Origin of the sequence: Microbacterium stercoris, from assembly GCF_017592545.1 — a bacterium.
Taxonomy (GTDB): Bacteria; Actinomycetota; Actinomycetes; order Actinomycetales; family Microbacteriaceae; genus Microbacterium; species Microbacterium stercoris.
Map to the genome: position 1 here is coordinate 360,532 of NZ_JAGFOA010000002.1, position 16,390 is coordinate 376,921.

The 16,390-nt window shown below is 71.5% G+C and carries 15 protein-coding genes; 6 read left to right on the forward strand and 9 right to left on the reverse strand.

Translation table 11 applies throughout. The features are described 5' to 3' along the window. Nucleotides 1-80: 80 nt before the first annotated feature. Nucleotides 81-2,132 (reverse strand): NAD(+) synthase, encoded by a 2,052-nt coding sequence (locus J5V96_RS05850; protein WP_208501656.1) that lies wholly within the window; start codon nucleotides 2,130-2,132, stop codon nucleotides 81-83. Between the two features lie 87 nt (nucleotides 2,133-2,219). On the opposite strand from J5V96_RS05850, the gene J5V96_RS05855 reads away from it, so the two are divergent. Next, nucleotides 2,220-2,987 (forward strand): glycosyltransferase family 2 protein, encoded by a 768-nt coding sequence (locus J5V96_RS05855; RefSeq protein ID WP_208501658.1) that lies wholly within the window; start codon nucleotides 2,220-2,222, stop codon nucleotides 2,985-2,987. On the opposite strand, the gene J5V96_RS05860 is transcribed toward J5V96_RS05855, so the two are convergent. Together J5V96_RS05860 and J5V96_RS05865 are read right to left on the reverse strand one after the other, a co-directional pair. Next, the gene (locus tag J5V96_RS05860; RefSeq protein ID WP_208501660.1) at nucleotides 2,953-3,645 is read right to left on the reverse strand and encodes a LuxR C-terminal-related transcriptional regulator; all 693 of its coding nucleotides are present in this window, start codon (nucleotides 3,643-3,645) and stop codon (nucleotides 2,953-2,955) included. The genes J5V96_RS05855 and J5V96_RS05860 overlap by 35 nt on opposite strands. Further along, entirely contained in the window at nucleotides 3,638-4,768 is a 1,131-nt protein-coding gene (locus J5V96_RS05865; RefSeq protein ID WP_236014528.1) for an ATP-binding protein, read from the reverse strand. Before J5V96_RS05865 ends, J5V96_RS05860 begins: the two co-directional genes overlap by 8 nt. A 170-nt stretch (nucleotides 4,769-4,938) precedes the next feature. On the opposite strand from J5V96_RS05865, the gene J5V96_RS05870 reads away from it, so the two are divergent. The 3 genes from J5V96_RS05870 (at nucleotide 4,939) to J5V96_RS05880 (ending at nucleotide 10,328) form a co-directional block, all read left to right on the forward strand. After that, on the forward strand, nucleotides 4,939-6,405 hold the full coding sequence (locus J5V96_RS05870) for a PspC domain-containing protein (RefSeq protein ID WP_208501664.1): 1,467 nt from the start codon (nucleotides 4,939-4,941) through the stop codon (nucleotides 6,403-6,405). Next, a complete protein-coding gene (locus J5V96_RS05875; protein WP_208501666.1) occupies nucleotides 6,402-6,728 on the forward strand; it encodes a hypothetical protein in 327 nt (108 codons plus the stop codon). Before J5V96_RS05870 ends, J5V96_RS05875 begins: the two co-directional genes overlap by 4 nt. A 78-nt stretch (nucleotides 6,729-6,806) precedes the next feature. Next, nucleotides 6,807-10,328 carry a TM0106 family RecB-like putative nuclease gene (locus J5V96_RS05880; RefSeq protein WP_208501668.1) on the forward strand — a complete coding sequence of 1,174 codons (3,522 nt, stop codon included), beginning with the start codon at nucleotides 6,807-6,809 and terminating at the stop codon, nucleotides 10,326-10,328. 11 nt (nucleotides 10,329-10,339) lie between these two features. On the opposite strand, the gene J5V96_RS05885 is transcribed toward J5V96_RS05880, so the two are convergent. Continuing rightward, nucleotides 10,340-11,284: a helix-turn-helix transcriptional regulator gene (locus tag J5V96_RS05885; RefSeq protein WP_208501670.1), complete on the reverse strand. Its 945-nt coding sequence runs from the start codon at nucleotides 11,282-11,284 to the stop codon at nucleotides 10,340-10,342. 97 nt (nucleotides 11,285-11,381) lie between these two features. Here J5V96_RS05885 and J5V96_RS05890 point away from each other — a divergent pair, with 97 nt between their 5' ends. Further along, complete coding sequence (locus J5V96_RS05890) at nucleotides 11,382-11,798, forward strand: VOC family protein (protein WP_208501672.1); 417 nt, start codon at nucleotides 11,382-11,384, stop codon at nucleotides 11,796-11,798. 39 nt (nucleotides 11,799-11,837) lie between these two features. Here J5V96_RS05890 and upp read toward each other — a convergent pair whose 3' ends face one another. Continuing rightward, on the reverse strand, nucleotides 11,838-12,470 hold the full coding sequence (upp, locus tag J5V96_RS05895) for a uracil phosphoribosyltransferase (protein ID WP_208501674.1): 633 nt from the start codon (nucleotides 12,468-12,470) through the stop codon (nucleotides 11,838-11,840). A gap of 58 nt (nucleotides 12,471-12,528) precedes the next feature. Here upp and J5V96_RS05900 point away from each other — a divergent pair, with 58 nt between their 5' ends. After that, on the forward strand, nucleotides 12,529-12,990 hold the full coding sequence (locus J5V96_RS05900; protein ID WP_208501676.1) for a nucleoside deaminase: 462 nt from the start codon (nucleotides 12,529-12,531) through the stop codon (nucleotides 12,988-12,990). Nucleotides 12,991-12,992: 2 nt separating this feature from the next. Here the strand turns inward: J5V96_RS05900 and J5V96_RS05905 are convergent, their stop codons facing one another. Genes J5V96_RS05905 through J5V96_RS05920 form a run of 4 tightly spaced genes read right to left on the reverse strand, consistent with a single transcriptional unit; the run spans nucleotide 12,993 to nucleotide 16,318 of the window. After that, on the reverse strand, nucleotides 12,993-13,961 hold the full coding sequence (locus J5V96_RS05905; protein ID WP_208501678.1) for an epimerase: 969 nt from the start codon (nucleotides 13,959-13,961) through the stop codon (nucleotides 12,993-12,995). After that, nucleotides 13,958-14,341, reverse strand: coding sequence for a DUF1304 domain-containing protein (locus J5V96_RS05910; protein ID WP_208501680.1), 384 nt, complete (start codon nucleotides 14,339-14,341; stop codon nucleotides 13,958-13,960). The genes J5V96_RS05905 and J5V96_RS05910 overlap by 4 nt, the downstream gene beginning before the upstream one ends. A 44-nt stretch (nucleotides 14,342-14,385) precedes the next feature. Further along, complete coding sequence (locus J5V96_RS05915; RefSeq protein ID WP_208501682.1) at nucleotides 14,386-15,336, reverse strand: LLM class F420-dependent oxidoreductase; 951 nt, start codon at nucleotides 15,334-15,336, stop codon at nucleotides 14,386-14,388. Between the two features lie 10 nt (nucleotides 15,337-15,346). Further along, nucleotides 15,347-16,318: a cation diffusion facilitator family transporter gene (locus tag J5V96_RS05920; protein WP_208501684.1), complete on the reverse strand. Its 972-nt coding sequence runs from the start codon at nucleotides 16,316-16,318 to the stop codon at nucleotides 15,347-15,349. Nucleotides 16,319-16,390: the final 72 nt, after the last annotated feature.

Consider the following 16,390-nt stretch of genomic DNA (forward strand, 5'->3'; position numbering starts at 1 on the left):
GGGCAGCTCGCTCAACGAGCGGGGCGGGCGGCTCGCTCAACGAGCGGAGGTGGGCAGCGCCCAACGAACGGAGGGTGTGGTCAGCCCGCGAACTCGGGCAGCGCCTGATCCAGCTCCGCAAGCCAGGCACGGGCGTTGCCGTCCGACGGGGCGCGCCAGTCGCCACGCGGCGAGAGCGATCCGGAGGGCGCGACCTTCGGCCCGTTCGGGATCGCCGAGCGCTTGAACTGGGCGAAGCCGAAGAAGCGCTTGAGGAAGATCTTCTCCCACTTCACGATCGTCTCGAGGTCGTACGCGTAGCGATCCTCGTCGGGGAAGCCAGGAGGCCAGGCGCCGGCGTGCGCGTCGGACCACGCATGCTGTGCGAGGAATGCGATCTTCGAGGGGCGGTATCCGAAGCGCAGGATGTGATGCAGCGTGAAGTCGTGCAGCGAGTAGGGGCCGATCGTCGACTCGGTCGACTGCACCTTCCCGTCCTGTCCCGCGGGTACCAGCTCAGGGCTGATCTCGGTGTCCAGCACCGACTGCAGCACCTCGGCCTCCTCTGCCGAGACCCCCTGCTCGGATCCGTGCGCGATGACCCACCGGATCAGGTGCTGGATCAGCGTCTTCGGCACACCCGCGTTGACCGCGTAGTGGCTCATGTGGTCGCCGACGCCGTAGGTCGCCCAGCCGAGAGACAGTTCGGACAGGTCGGACGTGCCGACCACGATGCCGTTGTGGTGGTTGGCGAGGCGGAACAGGTAGTCGGTGCGCATGCCCGCCTGGACGTTCTCGAACGTCACGTCGTACACGGGCTCGCCCTGGCCGAACGGATGCCCGATCTCGCGGAGCATCTCGGTGGCGGCGGCACGGATGTCGATGGTCTCGATGGTCGCGCCTACAGACTCGGCGAGGCGGATCGCGTTCGACTTCGTGTGGTCGCTCGTCGCGAAGCCGGGCATCGTGTAGGCCAGGATGTCCGATCGCGGGCGGCCCATCCGATCCATCGCGCGGGCGATGACGAGCAGCGCGTGCGTGGAGTCGAGGCCGCCGCTCACGCCGATCACGGGCTTCGGGTCGCCGATCGCGCGCATTCGCTGCATCAGACCCGCGACCTGGATGTTGAAGGCCTCGTAGCAGTCCTGCGCGAGGCGGGCGGGGTCGTCCGGCACAAACGGGAAGCGGTCGATCTGACGGCGGAGGCCAATGTCTCCGGTCGGCGGCGTCAGCGCGAACCGCACCGTGCGGAACTCCGGCGCGAACGTGCGCCGGTTGTCGTCGAAGGTGCCCTGACGGATCCGGTCCTGGCGCATCTTGTCGAGGTCGACGTCGGCGACCGAGCGGCGGGGGCCGTCGGGGAAGCGCTCGGTCTCGTCGAGCAGGTTGCCGCCCTCGTAGATCATGGTCTGGCCGTCCCAGGAGACGTCGTTGGTCGACTCTCCCATGCCGGCGGCGGCATAGGCGTAAGCGGCCAGGCAGCGCAGCGACTGCGACTTCACGAGGTCCTTGCGGTCCTCGGCGCGCGCGATCGTGATCGGGCTGCCCGAGAGGTTGAGCAGCACGGTCGCACCGGCCAGCGCCGCGGTGGCGGAGGGCGGAATCGGCACCCAGACGTCTTCGCAGACCTCCGCATGGATGACGAGGCCCGGCACATCTGTCGCCTCGAAGAGCAGGTCGGGGCCGAAGGGCACCTCGCGACCGGCGACCGTGATCGTGCCGCGCTGGTCATCGCCCGGCGCGTACCAGCGACGCTCGTAGAACTCGCGGTACGTGGGCAGGTACGACTTGGGCGCCACCCCCAGGATCTCGCCGCGGTGGATGACGACCGCCGTGTTGTAGATGCGGTTGCGGTGGGCGAGCGGCGCACCCACCACGAGCACAGGAGTGAGCAGCTTCGACTCCTCGGCGATGCGCACGATCGCCGCTTCGACGGCGTCGAGCAGGGGATCCTGCATCACCAGGTCGTCGATCGAGTAGCCGCTCAGGCACAGCTCGGGAAACAGCGCGACGGCCGTGCCGTCGGCGTGCGCCTCGGCGGCCGTGTCGAGCACGTGCTGCGCGTTCGTGGCCGGATCGGCGATGGCCAGCGGGATCGTGCACGCCGCGATGCGTGCGAAGCCGTGTCGGTATGCGTTGGCGAAGTCGCTCACGGGGCCAGTCTGTCACGCGCGTCAATCCGGTTCCGGGGGCTTGCGCGCGCAGGGAGAATCGTCCTGAGGGTGAAAGAAGGGCGGACGATGCGCATCTCGGTGGTGGTGCCCGTGCGTGACGACGCGCGCCTGCTCGAGCGCTGCCTCGCGTCGCTGTCCGCGCAGAGCCGTCCCGCCGACGAGATCGTGGTGGTGGACAACGGCAGCACCGATGACAGCGCCCTCGTCGCTCGTGCCGCCGGGGCGCGGGTGATCACCGAGCCGGAGCGCGGCATCCCGCGCGCGGCATCCGCGGGCTATGACGCCGCCACCGGAGACGTCATCGCCCGCATCGACGCCGACACCGTCTGCCCGCCCGGCTGGCTCGCGCGCATCGAGGAGCGCTTCGCGGCGGATCCGTCGCCGGACTTCGTCACGGGCGACGCCCACTTCCCGGACAGCCCGAGGTGGCTCGACGCGATCGGGCGGCACGCGTACGTCGGCGTGCTGTACGCCTGGCTGACGCCGCTGCTCGGCCACCCACCGCTGTTCGGCTCGAACTTCGCCATGCGCGCCGCGACCTGGCGCGAGCTCAGTCCCGAAGTGCACCGCACGCGGCGTGACATCCACGACGACATCGACCTCGCATTCCACGTGCGGCCCTGGATGACCGTGGAGCGTGATCGCGGATCGGTCGTGGGCACCTCGGCGCGTGCCTTCACCTCGGTGGGGGCGATCGCGCGGCACGTGTGGTGGGTCGTCACGACGTGGCAGCTGCATGGCTGGGCCGAGGCGCCTTGGCGGCGCCGTGCGCGCCGCCAGGCCGCGAGGCGCCGGGGCGTTAGAGCAGACGCCGCGCGCTCGCCCAGGCCGTGAGCTCGTGGCGGGACGACAGCTGCAGCTTGCGCAGCACCGCGGACACGTGCGACTCGACGGTCTTGATCGAGATGAAGAGGTCGGTGGCGACCTCCTTGTACGCGTAACCGCGCGCGATGAGGCGCATGACCTCCTGCTCGCGCGCCGAGAGACGATCCAGCTCGTCGTCGGTCGCGGCGATCTCACCGGCGGCCGCACCGAAGGCGTCGATCACAAAACCCGCTAGGCGCGGCGAGAACACCGCATCGCCCTCGGCGACCGTGCGCACCGCGCGGGAGACATCCGATCCGGATGCACCCTTGGTGATGTAGCCGCGGGCTCCCGCACGGATCACCCGCACCACGTCTTCGGCGGCGTCCGAGACGCTCAGCGCCAGGAAGCGCGTCGCGGGCGAGAGGGGAGCGGCCTGACGCAGCACCTCGGCCCCGCCGATCGGCTCGGTCTCGGCGCTCCGCCCAGCTCCGGAGGGAAGATGCACATCGAGCAGCACAACGTCGGGCTGCTGCGCGGCGATGACTGCGACGGCCGACGCGACATCCGCGGCCTCGCCGACCACCTCGATGCGGCCGTCGAGGTCGTGGCGCAGCCCCGAGCGGAAGATCGAGTGGTCATCGACGATGACCACCCGCAGGTCGGCGACGTCTCCCGGATCAGCCACGCGCGCCCCCTGCCGGGAAGCGGATGTGCACCTCGGTGCCGCCGTTCCTTCCGGGCGCGACCGCGGCCGATCCGCCGATCCGCCGGAGGCGTCCGATGATCGACTCGCGCACCCCGAGGCGATCCGAGGGCACGTCCGAGAGCTCGAAGCCGGGCCCGCGATCGCGGATGTAGACGTCGACCGATCCGGGCGCCCCCTCGATGTACACCGACACCTCGCCGCCGGCATGGCGCGCGGCGTTGAGCATCGCCTCGCGCGCGGCCGCGGCGACCTCGCCGCTGGCGCGCTCCGTGGAGGTGCCCGCCGAGACGACGGTCATCACGACCTCGTAGTCGAGCTCGAGCGCCGAACCGTAATCGCGCAGGTCGGTCGCGAGATCGCTGTCGGCGGGGGTGTCGCCGTCGTACAGCCACGCGCGAAGCTCGCGCTCCTGGGCGCGGGCGAGGCGGCCGGCCTCGCTCGATGCCCCCGCACGGTTCTGGATCAGCGCGAGCGTCTGCAGCACCGAGTCGTGCAGGTGCGCCGCCATCTCGGCGCGGTGCTCGTCGCGGATCGCCCGCACCCGGGCCGTCTGCAGCTCGCGGTACCGGGCGAGCAGCGCGGGCGACCAGACGAGCAGGATGCACAGCAGCGACGCGAAGGAGACCAACAGCCCGGCCACGCCGTACGGCGCGTGCTCCAGCCCGATGATCATGTGGACGACCAGCACCAGCGTCGCGATGATCCGCAGGGCGAGGTCGTGGTTCTCGCCGCGGGACGGATCCGCGCGATCGAGGATGCCCGACCAGAGCGCGGCGGCCACCGTGAAGGTGCCGGCGATCGCCAGCAGCACCTCGCCGTCGATGCCCACCAGCGACCGGCTCAGGAACGGCGGCAGCAGCACCAGTGTGAGCAGACCGCCGATCATCAGCGAGATCCAGGCGACCGGCGCACGCCGGGTGACGCGCTCGTCTCCGGGCGTCAGCGGGGTGAACGCCCACAGCCATAGGTAGAAGAGCGCACCCGCGCCGAACAGGGGCGTGATCAGCACGAACAGCGTGCGGGTGGTGTCCGTGCGCCAGCCCAGGTGCTGTGCGAGACCTGCGGCGACGCCCGCCACCGTCGCGTCGCGCGGACGCCTCATGGGCGCTGTGTCCGTGGCCGCGGCTGCACGGGCCCGGGCGGGCGCTGCGAGAGGCAGGGAGGTCATGCCAGCCATACAACCACCGCCCCCGGCCCTGATCCGCGGTTATCGGGGTCGCGTCCGGGTGATCCCTCATAGAGCGGATCGCGTGCGACCGGCACGATCGAGACATGACCGATCAGATCACCGCGCCGCCGGCCGCCGGCGCCACGTCCGACTCACCGGCCCCGCCTCCGGTCGCGCCGCGTGCGGAGAGCTCGACGTGGCTGTGGATCCGCTCGCTCGGCTACGTCCGCGGCGACGGCTGGCTCGGCGGCGTGTGCTCGGGGATCGCCCAGCGAATCGGCGTCGACCCCGTCATCGTGCGCGGGGTGTTCGTGGTGGCGACGCTCCTCGGCTTCCCGGGGCTCTGGCTCTACGCGCTGGCCTGGGCCGTGCTGCCCGACCGGGCGGGGCGGATCGCGGTGCGGGCGGGCCGATCCGGCGACCCCGCGATCGCGGGCATCGTCGCGGTCGTGATCGGCGCCGTGCTGGCATCGTGGGCGTCGACGTCGCTCGCGGCCCTGGTCTTCGGCATCTCCTTCAGCAGCGGGCTCAGTGGCGCGCTGGCGTCGCTGATCGTCTGGGGCGGCGCGATCAGCGCCGCGATCGCCGTACTGGTCTGGCTCTCGCGCCGCGCGCCGGCGCGCTTCGATCTCCCCCGAACGGGGGATGACGGCGGGGTGTCGGGCACGACCGCCGTCTCCGGCGGGGCCGCTTCGGGTGCGGCCCCGCCCCATTCTCCTGAGCCGGTCGAGCCTCTGCCGGACGCGCTCGCCTCCGCCGAGGAGCTCGACGCCTGGCGCGCCCAGCACGCCGCCTGGCGCGAGCAGCACGAGGCCTGGCGCGTGGCGCAGGCGGACGGATCCGCCGCGGCCGCCGAGGAGCGCGCACGTCGCCAGGCCGAGTACGCGGCCTTCCGCGCCCAGGTCGCGCGCGAGCGGGCCGAGCGTCGCGCCCTGCGTCCGCGCGCCTCCATGGCGTTCGTCGCGATCACCCTGGGCGCGGCCCTCGTTGTGGGCACCGTCGTGTGGATCCTCTTCCAGCCGAACAGGTCGGCGTGGGCCGGGTACGCCGCGGTGCTCGCCGCGGCGGCTGTGATCGGCCTGGCGATGGTGCTCGCCGGTGCCCGACGGCGCCGGAGCGGGTTCCTTGCGGCGGTCACGCTCATCCTGCTGGCGATCGGCGGATCCGGCGTGGCGATGTATCTGGTCGACGACATGATCGGGCCGGATCGGTACGTGCCGATGCCGGACGGCGACCTCGCGATCGATCAGCCCTGGGGGCAGCTGACCCTCGACGTGGGCGGCGTGTACGACGAGAGCGGCGAGACCCGCGTCTCGAAGGGCAGCGGGCAGGTGTGGATCACCGTGCAGCCGGGCATCGACGTGGAGTTCGAGACGACGTCGGGCACGGGCTCCGTGTGGGTCGAGGAACTCGGCGCGGACGGGATCCCGGTGGAGTCGACGGTGCTGCAACCGCGAGAGGGGCACTTCAGCTGGTCGCACGACGATCCGCGGTCCGGGCGGACGCGCACGATCGTGCTCGATCAGGAAGACGTCGACGTGATGATCCAGGTAGTGGGGACGAACCGATGAGCCAGACGACAACGCGACCGGGCATCCGCTGGCCCGGCGTCATCTGGGGCGCGCTCTTCGCGCTCGCCGCGGGCGTCGGCATCCTGGTGCTCGCCGTGCCCGACCCGCAGGCGGTGGTGGGATGGATCCGCCCCCTCCTGTACGCCATGCGCCCCGAGTGGTTCTCGGCGATCGTGCCGCTGAGCATCGGCCTGCTGGTGATCGCGCTCGGCGTGGTCTGGGCGCTCCAGCGGCGGCGGTCCACGGATGCCGCGGAGCCCGCCGCGCCGGCCGCGCCGCCCGCCGAGGCCGTGCCCGCCGCGGGCACGCCGCACGACGGCTGAGTGAGGGTGCGGCGCCTGGAGGGCGCAGCGCCTGGCGGGCGCGGCGTCGATGTCGGCGGCCCCGTCTAGCCTCGAAGAGTGAGATACATCGAGTCCGAGGCCCGCGTCGTGTGGAGCGCGAGCGACCTGAAGGTCGCCGCCGAGTGCGAGTTCGCGTGGCTGCGGGCGCTCGATGCCAAGCTCGGGCGGGTGCCCGCGGTGGTCGAGCCCGAAGACGAGATGCTCGAGCGCGCCGCCCGGCTCGGCGACAAGCACGAAGAGGCCGTGCTCGCGGCCTACCGGGCGCAGTTCGGGTCTCGCGTGATCGAGATCGAGCGCGCGGCCTCATCGGATGCCGACGCGATGGCCGCCGCGCTCGAGGCGACGCGCGCGGGGCTGGAGGATCCGTCGGCGCAGGTTGTGTTCCAGGCCGCGTTCAGCACGTCCGAGTTCGTGGGCTTCGCCGACTTCCTCACACGCGAGCCGGATGGCCGCTGGCGTGTGCAGGACTCCAAGCTCGCGCGCCGTGCCAAGGTCACCGCGCTCATGCAGCTGGCCGCATACGTCGACCAGCTCGACCGCCTCGGCATCCCGCGGTCGGACGAGGTCGACCTGCTGCTCGGCGACGGCAGCACGTCGACACATCAGGTGAGCGACCTGCTGCCGCTGTTCGCCGTTCGACGCAACCGGCTGCGTGCGCTCATCGCCGACCGCCGCGTCGACCTCGGTGCCGGGGGAGAGGCCATCGCGTGGGCCGATCCGCGGGGCGACCTCGGCATCGTCGCGTGCGGGCGCTGCGCCACGTGCGAGGAGCAGGTCGTCGCCACGCGCGACGTGCTGCTCGTCGCAGGGATGCGGCCGGTGCAGCGCGAGCGCCTGCGCGCAGCCGGCATCATCACGATCGACGACCTGGCGGCGGCACCCCAGGGCCCCGACGGTATGAACCCCGAGGTCTTCGCCGGGCTGCGCACGCAGGCCCGTCTGCAGATCGCCTCGCCCGCGGGTGTGCCCGATCCCTCCGGTGCCGCCCCTGCGGCCGCCCCGCTCTACGAGGTCGTGCTGCCGGAGGCCCTGGCCACGATGCCCCGCCCCAGCAACGGCGACATCTTCTTCGACTTCGAGGGCGACCCGCTCTACACCGAGGTCGGGGCCGGTGGCGATCGCTGGGGAATCGACTATCTCTTCGGCTGGGTCGACATGCAGGAGCAGTACACGCCCCTGTGGGCGCACAGCTTCGCCGACGAGAAGACCGCGCTCGAGCAGTTCTGCGACTTCGTGGCGGCACGCCGCGCGGCGCAGCCAGACATGCACATCTATCACTACGCGCCCTACGAGCCCACGCACCTGGCTGCCATGGCCGCTCGGCACGGCGTGCGTGAGGCCGATGTCGACCGCATGCTGCGCGATGAGCTGTTCGTCGACCTCTACCCGATCGTGCGTCGTGCTCTGCGCGTGGGCTCCCGGTCGTATTCGATCAAGAAGCTCGAGCCGCTCTACATGGGCGAAGAGGTGCGCACCCAGGACGTGCAGCAGGGCGGCGACTCGATCCTGCGCTACGTGGAGGCTCGCGAGCTGCTCGCCGGCGGCGACGAGGCCGGAGCGAAGGTCATCCTCGACGACCTGGCCGACTACAACCGCTACGACTGCGTCTCCACCCGTCGCCTGCGCGACTGGCTCGTCGACCGCGCGCGCGAGACGGGGGCCGTGCCCGCCCGGCCCGACGAGCACGAGGCATTCGCGTACAAGCCGTCCGAGCTGGCTTTGTCGCTCACGGCCCGCGCCGCCGAGGGCGACCCCCGCGCCTCCGATACCGTCGCGCTGCGGCTGGGCGCGGCGGCGATCGACTACTACCCGCGTGAGGCGAAGACGTTCTGGCAGGGCCATTTCCAGCGCCTGCGCGAGCCCCTGTCACTGTGGGCCGACACCCGTGACGTCATCTCCGTCGATCCCGCTCGCTCGCGGGTGCTCGAGGACTGGGGTGTGCCCGAGGGCACGCGCGCGCGAGCGGTGCGCCGCGTCGTCGAGCTGCGCGGCGAGGTGGCCCCCGGCACGCGGCTCAAGGAAGGCGTGCAGCCCTTCGCGCTCTACGCGAAGCCCGCACCCTTCGACGCCACGGCCTCCTCGCGCTGGATCCACGTCGGCCGCTCGGTCGAGGTGGTGGCCGAGCTCGACGACGGTGTGGTGATCTCCGAGACGTCGATCGGCGGCGCCACGTGGGATGTGCTGCCGCTCGCCCTCACGCCCGCCGCGCCGCCGCAGGCGGGAAACCAGCAGAAGTCGATCGACGCCTGGGCGCGCGACGTGCTCGCGGCGGGGGAGGGTTTTCCGCAGGATCCGGCCACGGACATCCTGCGCCGCCGTCCCCCGCGTACCCGGTCGGGGTCGCTGCCCGCATCCACGGGGGACGACGTGGCCGCGATCGTCGCGGCGGTGCGCGATCTCGACCGCAGCTACCTCGCCGTGCAGGGCCCGCCCGGCACGGGCAAGACCTATGTCGGCTCGCACGTCATCGCGCGCCTTGTGCACGAGCACGGGTTCAAGGTCGGCGTCGTCGCGCAGTCGCATGCGGTGGTCGAGAACATGCTCGACCGCATCGTCGCCGCGGGGGTGCCTGCCGCCCTCGTCGGCAAGGCTCCCAAGTCCGGATCGGCGGGGGAGCCCCCGACGTACACCGTGATCCAGAAGAACGGGCTGGCTTCCTTCGCCGGCGAACGCCCCGACGGCTATGTCATCGGCGGCACTGCATGGGACTTCGCCCACGAGCAGCGGGTGCCGCGGGGCAGCCTCGATCTGCTGGTGATCGACGAGGCCGGCCAGTTCTCGCTGGCGTCGACCATCGCCGTCTCGCTCGCCGCCTCACGCCTGCTGCTGCTCGGCGACCCGCAGCAGCTGCCGCAGGTCAGCCAGGGCACGCACCCCGAGCCCGTCGACACCTCGGCTCTCGGCTGGGTCATGGACGGCGAGCAGGTCATTCCCGCCACGCACGGCTACTTCCTCGCCCGCTCCTGGCGTATGCACCCGGCCGTCTCGGCCGCGGTCTCCGACCTCTCGTATGCGGGGCGGCTCGCATCCCACGAGCCCGCGGCTCTGCGCGCCATTGAGGGCATCGAGCCCGGACTGCATGTGCTGCCCGTGCGGCATCACGGCAACGCCACGGAGTCGCGCGAGGAGGCCGCCGAGGTCGTGCGCATCGTGCAGGAGGTGATGGGCCGCTCGTTCACCGACATCACGATCGGCGAGGGCGGCACCGGGGTGCCCTGTCCGCCGCGGCCGCTCACGCAGGCCGATGTCATCGTCGTCGCGCCGTACAACGCGCAGGTGCAGGCAGTCGAGGACGCCCTGGCGGCACACGGGTTCGCCGAGGTGCGGGTCGGCACCGTCGACCGCTTCCAAGGTCAGGAGGCCGCCGTCTCGATCGTGACGCTCGCCGCCTCGTCGGGCCGTGACGCGCCCCGTGGATCCGACTTCCTGCTGCTGCAGAACCGTCTCAACGTCGCGGTCTCGCGCGCGATGGTCGCCGCCTACCTGATCCACTCGCCGGCGCTGCTCGACGATCTTCCCCGTCATGCAGACGGAGTCGCTCGCATGAGCGCCTTCGCGCGGCTCGTCGGGGTGGCGTAGCCGGCGACGCCTCAGCGATAGCGCTCGACGAGCACACCGCCCAGCCGCGCGAGTTCGGCCCGCACCTCGGTCGGCCCCGTCACCTCGGCGACCTCCGCCCAGCCCGCCAGCTGCTCGGCCAGCGCCTGCACGGTGTGCGCGCGAGCGTCGACCACGGTGCGGCCGTCCGGTGCCGGCCCGAGGTCGGTCGCCTGCGCCCCGAAGCGCGACAGCAGCGCCTCCACGGCGTGGGGCTCGACCCGCACCGTCGCCGACGCCGAACCCCGCAGCGCTTCGATCCGCTCGGACGCCTGGCGCCACGCCTCGTCCAGATTGAACGCCGGATCGCGGGCCACCGTCTCATCGATCACCGTCGCCGAGCGCATGCGGTCGAGGCGGTACAGTCGCGGCTGCTCGTGTCTTCCCATCCCGCGGCGGTGGGCGAGCAGGTACCAGCGCGGCCCCTTGGCCGCGACGCCGAGCGGAGCGACGTCGACCGGGTCCGCATCGCCGTACGCGATCGAGACCACGCGCTGCTGCGCGATCGCGAGCTGCAGAGTCGGCAGCAGCTCGGGCGGGGTGGCATCGCGCTCGCCCCACGGCGCATCCTCGCGCACCACCGATCCGATCGCGCGCTCGGCCCCCTCGCGAAATGTCGCCGGCAGTGCGCGCAGCAGCTTGCGGATCGCATCCGCGGCCTCGGCCGGGGCCCCGCGCGTCTGCCCCAGCAGAGAGAACAGCGCCGTGGTCTCCGGCTCCGTGAGACCCGAGAGGTCCGTGCGGGCTCCGCCGAGCAGGCTCCACCCTCCCGCGCGACCACGCTGCGGGTACACCGGCACCCCCGCGGACGCCAGCGCCTCGAGGTCGCGGCGTGCGGTCGCCAGCGACACCTCGAGCTCCGCCGCCAGCTCGGCGGCGGTCACCATCTCACGCGACTGCAGGACAAAGAGGGCCCGCAGCAGACGATCGGCTCGCACGATCCGACCATCTCAGAAAAAGCGCTCAGAAGGTGAGCACTTCACCGAGAAGACTCGATCCAGGGCGTGAGAGCCACGGCCCAGGAAGGACAGGATCATGCGTCGAAACACGAGCCCGCTGCGCGGCCTTGCGAACCTGAACGTCGTCGCCGATGACGTCCCCGCCGCCATCGACTGGTACACGCGGGTGTTCGGCGAGGCGCCCTACTTCGTGCGCCCGGAGACGGGCGAACCTCAGTACGCCGAGTGGCGCTTCGGCGACGACGCCGACGAGTTCGCCGTGATGAGCTCGGCGTTCCGTCCGTCCCTCGCCGCTCCGGGAGGCGCGCTCGCCTCGATCCACGTCGACGACATCCGGGCCGCGTTCGACTGGCTCGTCGGGCTGGGGGCTCGCCCCGCCGATCCGATCGTCGAGCGCGGCGGCGGATTCTGGAGCGCCTCGATCGCCGATCCGTTCGGCAACCTGATCGGCCTCATCCAGAGCCCGCACTGGCGCGACGCACACGCGCGGTGACCAGCTGCGGGCGCGCCGGGCGCCGCAGCCGGGACGGGATCAGACGGTGCCGTAGAGGCGGTCGCCCGCGTCGCCGAGGCCGGGCACGATGTAGCCCTTCTCGTTCAGACGCTCATCGAGCGCACCGAGCACGAGGGTGACGTTGCGGCCGGCGACCTGCTTCTCGATCGCCGCGACGCCCTCGGGCGAGCCGAGAAGGCACACCGCGGTGACCTCCTGCGCGCCGCGACGGAAGAGGAACTCGATGGCCGCACCGAGTGATCCGCCCGTCGCGAGCATCGGGTCGAGCACAAAGCACTGGCGATCGCTGAGATCCTCGGGCAGGCGCTCGGCGTAGGTGACCGGCTCGAAGGTCACCTCATCGCGGGCCATGCCGAGGAAGCCGACCTCGGCCGTCGGGATCAGCGTGACCATGCCGTCGAGCATGCCCAGGCCGGCGCGCAGGATCGGCACCACGAGCGGGCGCGGATCGCTGATCTTCACACCCGTCGTGCGGGTGACGGGGGTCTCGATCTCGCACGGCTCGACACGCACGTTGCGTGTGGCCTCGTAGGCGAGCAGCGTCATCAGCTCGGACGTGAGCTGACGGAACACGGGCGACGGGGTGTTCTTGTCGCGGAGCACCGTGATCTTGTGCGTGATGAGCGGGTGGTCGGCGACGTGCAGGCGCATGGCATCAGGCTACCTGCGCCACCCCGCGGCAACTCAAGGGAAACCGTAGGCTCGGAGCATGATCCCGAACGAGGCCGACGACGCCGCGTTGCGCCGCGCGCTGGCGCTCGGGGCCGCCGCGGCCGATGCGGGCGAGGTGCCCGTCGGTGCGCTGGTGCTCGATGCCGGCGGTCGCGTGATCGGCGAGGGCCGCAATCGCCGCGAGGTCGACCTCGACCCCTCGGCCCACGCCGAGGTCGTGGCCATGCGCGAGGCCGCGCGAGAGATCGGATCGTGGAACCTCGAGGGCTGCACGCTGGTGGTCACCCTCGAGCCGTGTCTGATGTGCGCGGGCACCCTGTTGCAGGCCCGCATCTCCCGCCTGGTCTTCGGCGCCTGGGACGAGAAGGCCGGTGCGGCCGGATCCCTGTACGACGTCGTGCGCGACCGCCGCCTGCCCTACCGGGCCGAGGTGGTCGGCGGGGTGCGCGAGGCGGAGGCCCAGGCCCAGCTGCGCACGTTCTTCGAGGCCCGGCGCTAGGGTCAGCGGTCCGCGACGTCGCGAAGCGCGGGCTCCAGCTCGGGCCAGACGAAGCGGTACCCGGCTGCCTCGAGCCGCTCGGGAACGACCCACCGGCTCTTGAGCACGAGCTCGGGCTCGGTGCGCAGCACCCACATCGCGGGCTCGAGCATCCAGCGCCACGCGGGCAGACCGATCGGCGCTCGCACGATGCGCCGCAGCGTGGCCATCAGCGTCGTGTTGTCGCTCGTGGCGCGCGCGGCGAGGTTCACCGGGCCGTCCAGGTCGTCGCGATCGCGCAGGAACCGGATCGCGCCGATCACGTCGTCGATGTGGATCCAGCTGAACCGCTGCCGTCCTCGGGTGCGGTGATGCGGCGCGCGGCCGTCGCCGGAGGGATCCGGTCCGATACCGCGGTAGCGGCGATGATCGAACCACCAGCCGTCGATCTGCGGGCCGCCGACGCCGAGGCGCGCGAGCCGGAAAAGCAGGTTCGTCGCAGGGCCGTCGCCCAGCACGATCGCCATCCGCAGGGCGATGCGTCGGGTGCCGGGCAGATCGCCCGCGAAGAACTCGCGCTCCCAAGTGCGGGCCACATCGACCGAGAATCCCGTGCCGAGCTCGCCGGTCGACTCGGTCTGCGGGTGGTCGGTCGAGTGGCGGTAGATCGTGGCGGTGCTGGCGTTCATCCAGACGCGCGGAGGCTGATCCGCCGTCGCCACCGCCTCGCGCAGGGCCCGGGTCGTGTCGACCCGCGAGCGCAGGATCTCGTTGCGATTCGCGTCCGAGTAGCGGCGGTTGACCGACGTGCCCGCGAGGTTGATGAGGAGGTCTGCCCCCTCGATCGCCCGCGCGACGGAAGCCGGATCGCCCCAGTGCGCGGATCCGGATCTCCCGATCGTGCGCACCTCGAACCCGTCCTCGGCGAGGGCGCGCACCAGCACACCGCCGACGAAGCCGCTCGCTCCGGCGACGACGGCGATGCGCGTCACAGCGCGAGCGCCAGGATCGTGAAGAGCACCGCCAGCAGCGGGAAGGCGCCCTGAGTGGTGGCGGGACGCAGCTTGGTGCGGTCGGTGGCCGCGAGATAGAGCGCGGCGCCGAGCATCGACCCCGTGCCTGCGAGCACGAGAGCTGCGCCCGCATCCGGCACTGGCACGGTGAGCGCGATGCCCACCGCGGTGACGAGCGCGAGCATCAGGTTGTAGACACCCTGATTGGCCGCGAGCGGTTTGGTGATGCGGGCGTCTTCGGCACTGGTGCCGAAGATCGCGCGCGTGCGCTCCGCCTCCCAGCGGAGGGTCTCGAGCACGAAGATGTACACGTGCACCAGGGCCGCCAGGCCGGCGAAGATCAGAGCCGCGATGAGCATGGGGCCACCGTATCGGGCGGGGGAGCTGCGGGAGGTGTGACGCGCTACGCTCGCCCGGCGACCGACGGCAGGTGGGGCAGGATCTCCTCGCCCAGGTATGCGAGCTGGTCGAGGTCGGTCATGTCCTCGAGCTGGAAGTAGATGCGCTGTGCGCCGAGCGCCGTCAGACGCTGCACCTTGGCGATGACCGCGGAGGCATCGCCGCAGATGTTGGTGTCTCCGCGGAACTCCGCGACGTCGCGTCCGATGGCGGCGGCGCGGCGGGCGAGGTCGGCCTCGGTCGCGCCCACGACGGTGGGCAGGGCGACCGAGAGCTTGAGCGTCTGGGGATCACGGCCGACGGTCTCGCACGCCGCCTGCACGGCGGCGAACCTCTCGGCGATCTCGGCCTCGGGCTTGAAGCCGATGTTGAACTCCGTGGCGTGCGCGGCCGCGAGCGCCGGCGTGCGGCGCGGCCCGGCCCCGCCGACGATCACCGGCACGCGCGACTGCACGGGCTTGGGCAGCGCGGGGGAGTCTTCGAGCGCGTGATGCACACCCTCGTACGTGAACGTCTCGCCGACCGGCGTCTGCCACAGGCCCGTCACGATCTCGAGCTGCTCCTCGAGGATGTCGAAGCGCCGCGCAGGGAACGGGATGCCGTACGCGAGGTGCTCGGCCTCGAACCAGCCCGTGCCGAGGCCGAGCTCGGCGCGGCCCCCGGACATGTCATCGACCTGCGCCACCTGGATGGCCAGCACACCCGGATGGCGGTAGGTGACCGACGAGACCAGGGTGCCCAGTCGGATCCGGGTCGTCTCGCGTGCGAGGCCCGCGAGCGTCGTCCACGCGTCGGTCGGGCCCGGGAGCCCGTCGCGGTCGCCCATGGCGAGGTAGTGATCCGAACGGAAGAACCCGTGGAACCCGAGCTGTTCGGCGCGCTGCGCGAACACGCGCTGGGTGTCGTAGCTCGCGCCCTGCTGGGGCTCGGTGAAGACGCAGTACTCGACGGTCATCGGGGCCGCGTCAGTCGGAGGACTTCAGGATGACCGACTCGGTCGGCGGCTGCTCCAGCCCCGGCGCGCGGAAGACATCCGGCTCCAGGTAGACGATGCGAGCGGCGGGCACGGCCTCGCGGATGCGCTTCTCGACCGCGTTGATGTCGGATGCCACGTCGGCCAGCAGCTTGTCCTGCGGCACCCCCACCTTGGCGGCGACCAGCAGTTCGTCGGGGCCCACGTAGAGCGTCTTGATGTGGATGAGCTTGTCGACCTCCGGGCCCTTCTCGATCGCCCGGACGATCTTCTCGAAGTCCTCGGGCGTGGCGCCCTCGCCGACCAGAAGGCTCTTGGTCTCCATACCCAGTACAAAGGCCACCACGATCAGCAGCGCGCCGATCATGAGGGTGCCGAGCGCATCGAAGAACGGGTTGTGCGTGATGATCGTCATGCCGACGCCGAAGAGCGCGAACAGCAGACCCAGCAGCGCCCCGAAGTCCTCGAGCAGCACAACGGGCAGCTCGGGAGCCTTGGCGCGGCGGATGAACTGCACCCACGTCTGGCCCTTGGGCTTGATCGCCGACGACTCCTTCACCGCGGTGCGCAGCGAGAACGACTCGAGCACGATCGCGACCACAAGGATCACGATGGGCAGGTACTGCCACTGCGGGTCGAGCTCGTGGCCGTGCTGCAGCTTGTCGATGCCCTCGTAGATGGCGAAGAGCCCACCGACCGAGAACAGGATGATCGACACGACGAAGGCGTAGACGTAGCGCTCGCGGCCGTAGCCGAACGGATGCGACAGGTCGGCGGACTTCCTGGCCTTGCGACCGCCGAGCATCAGCAGCAGCTGGTTGCCGGAGTCGGCGACGGAGTGAATCGCCTCGGCCAGCATCGACGCCGAGCCCGAGAGGGCCCATCCGATGAACTTCGCGAGGGCGATCCCCAGGTTCGCGAGGAACGCCGCCAGGATCGCCTTGCCGCCGCCAGATGCACTCATGACACCACTCTATTGACCGTCGCCGACACTGCGAATGCGATGACCGAGGCGAGTCCGCCGACGGAGCGAGTC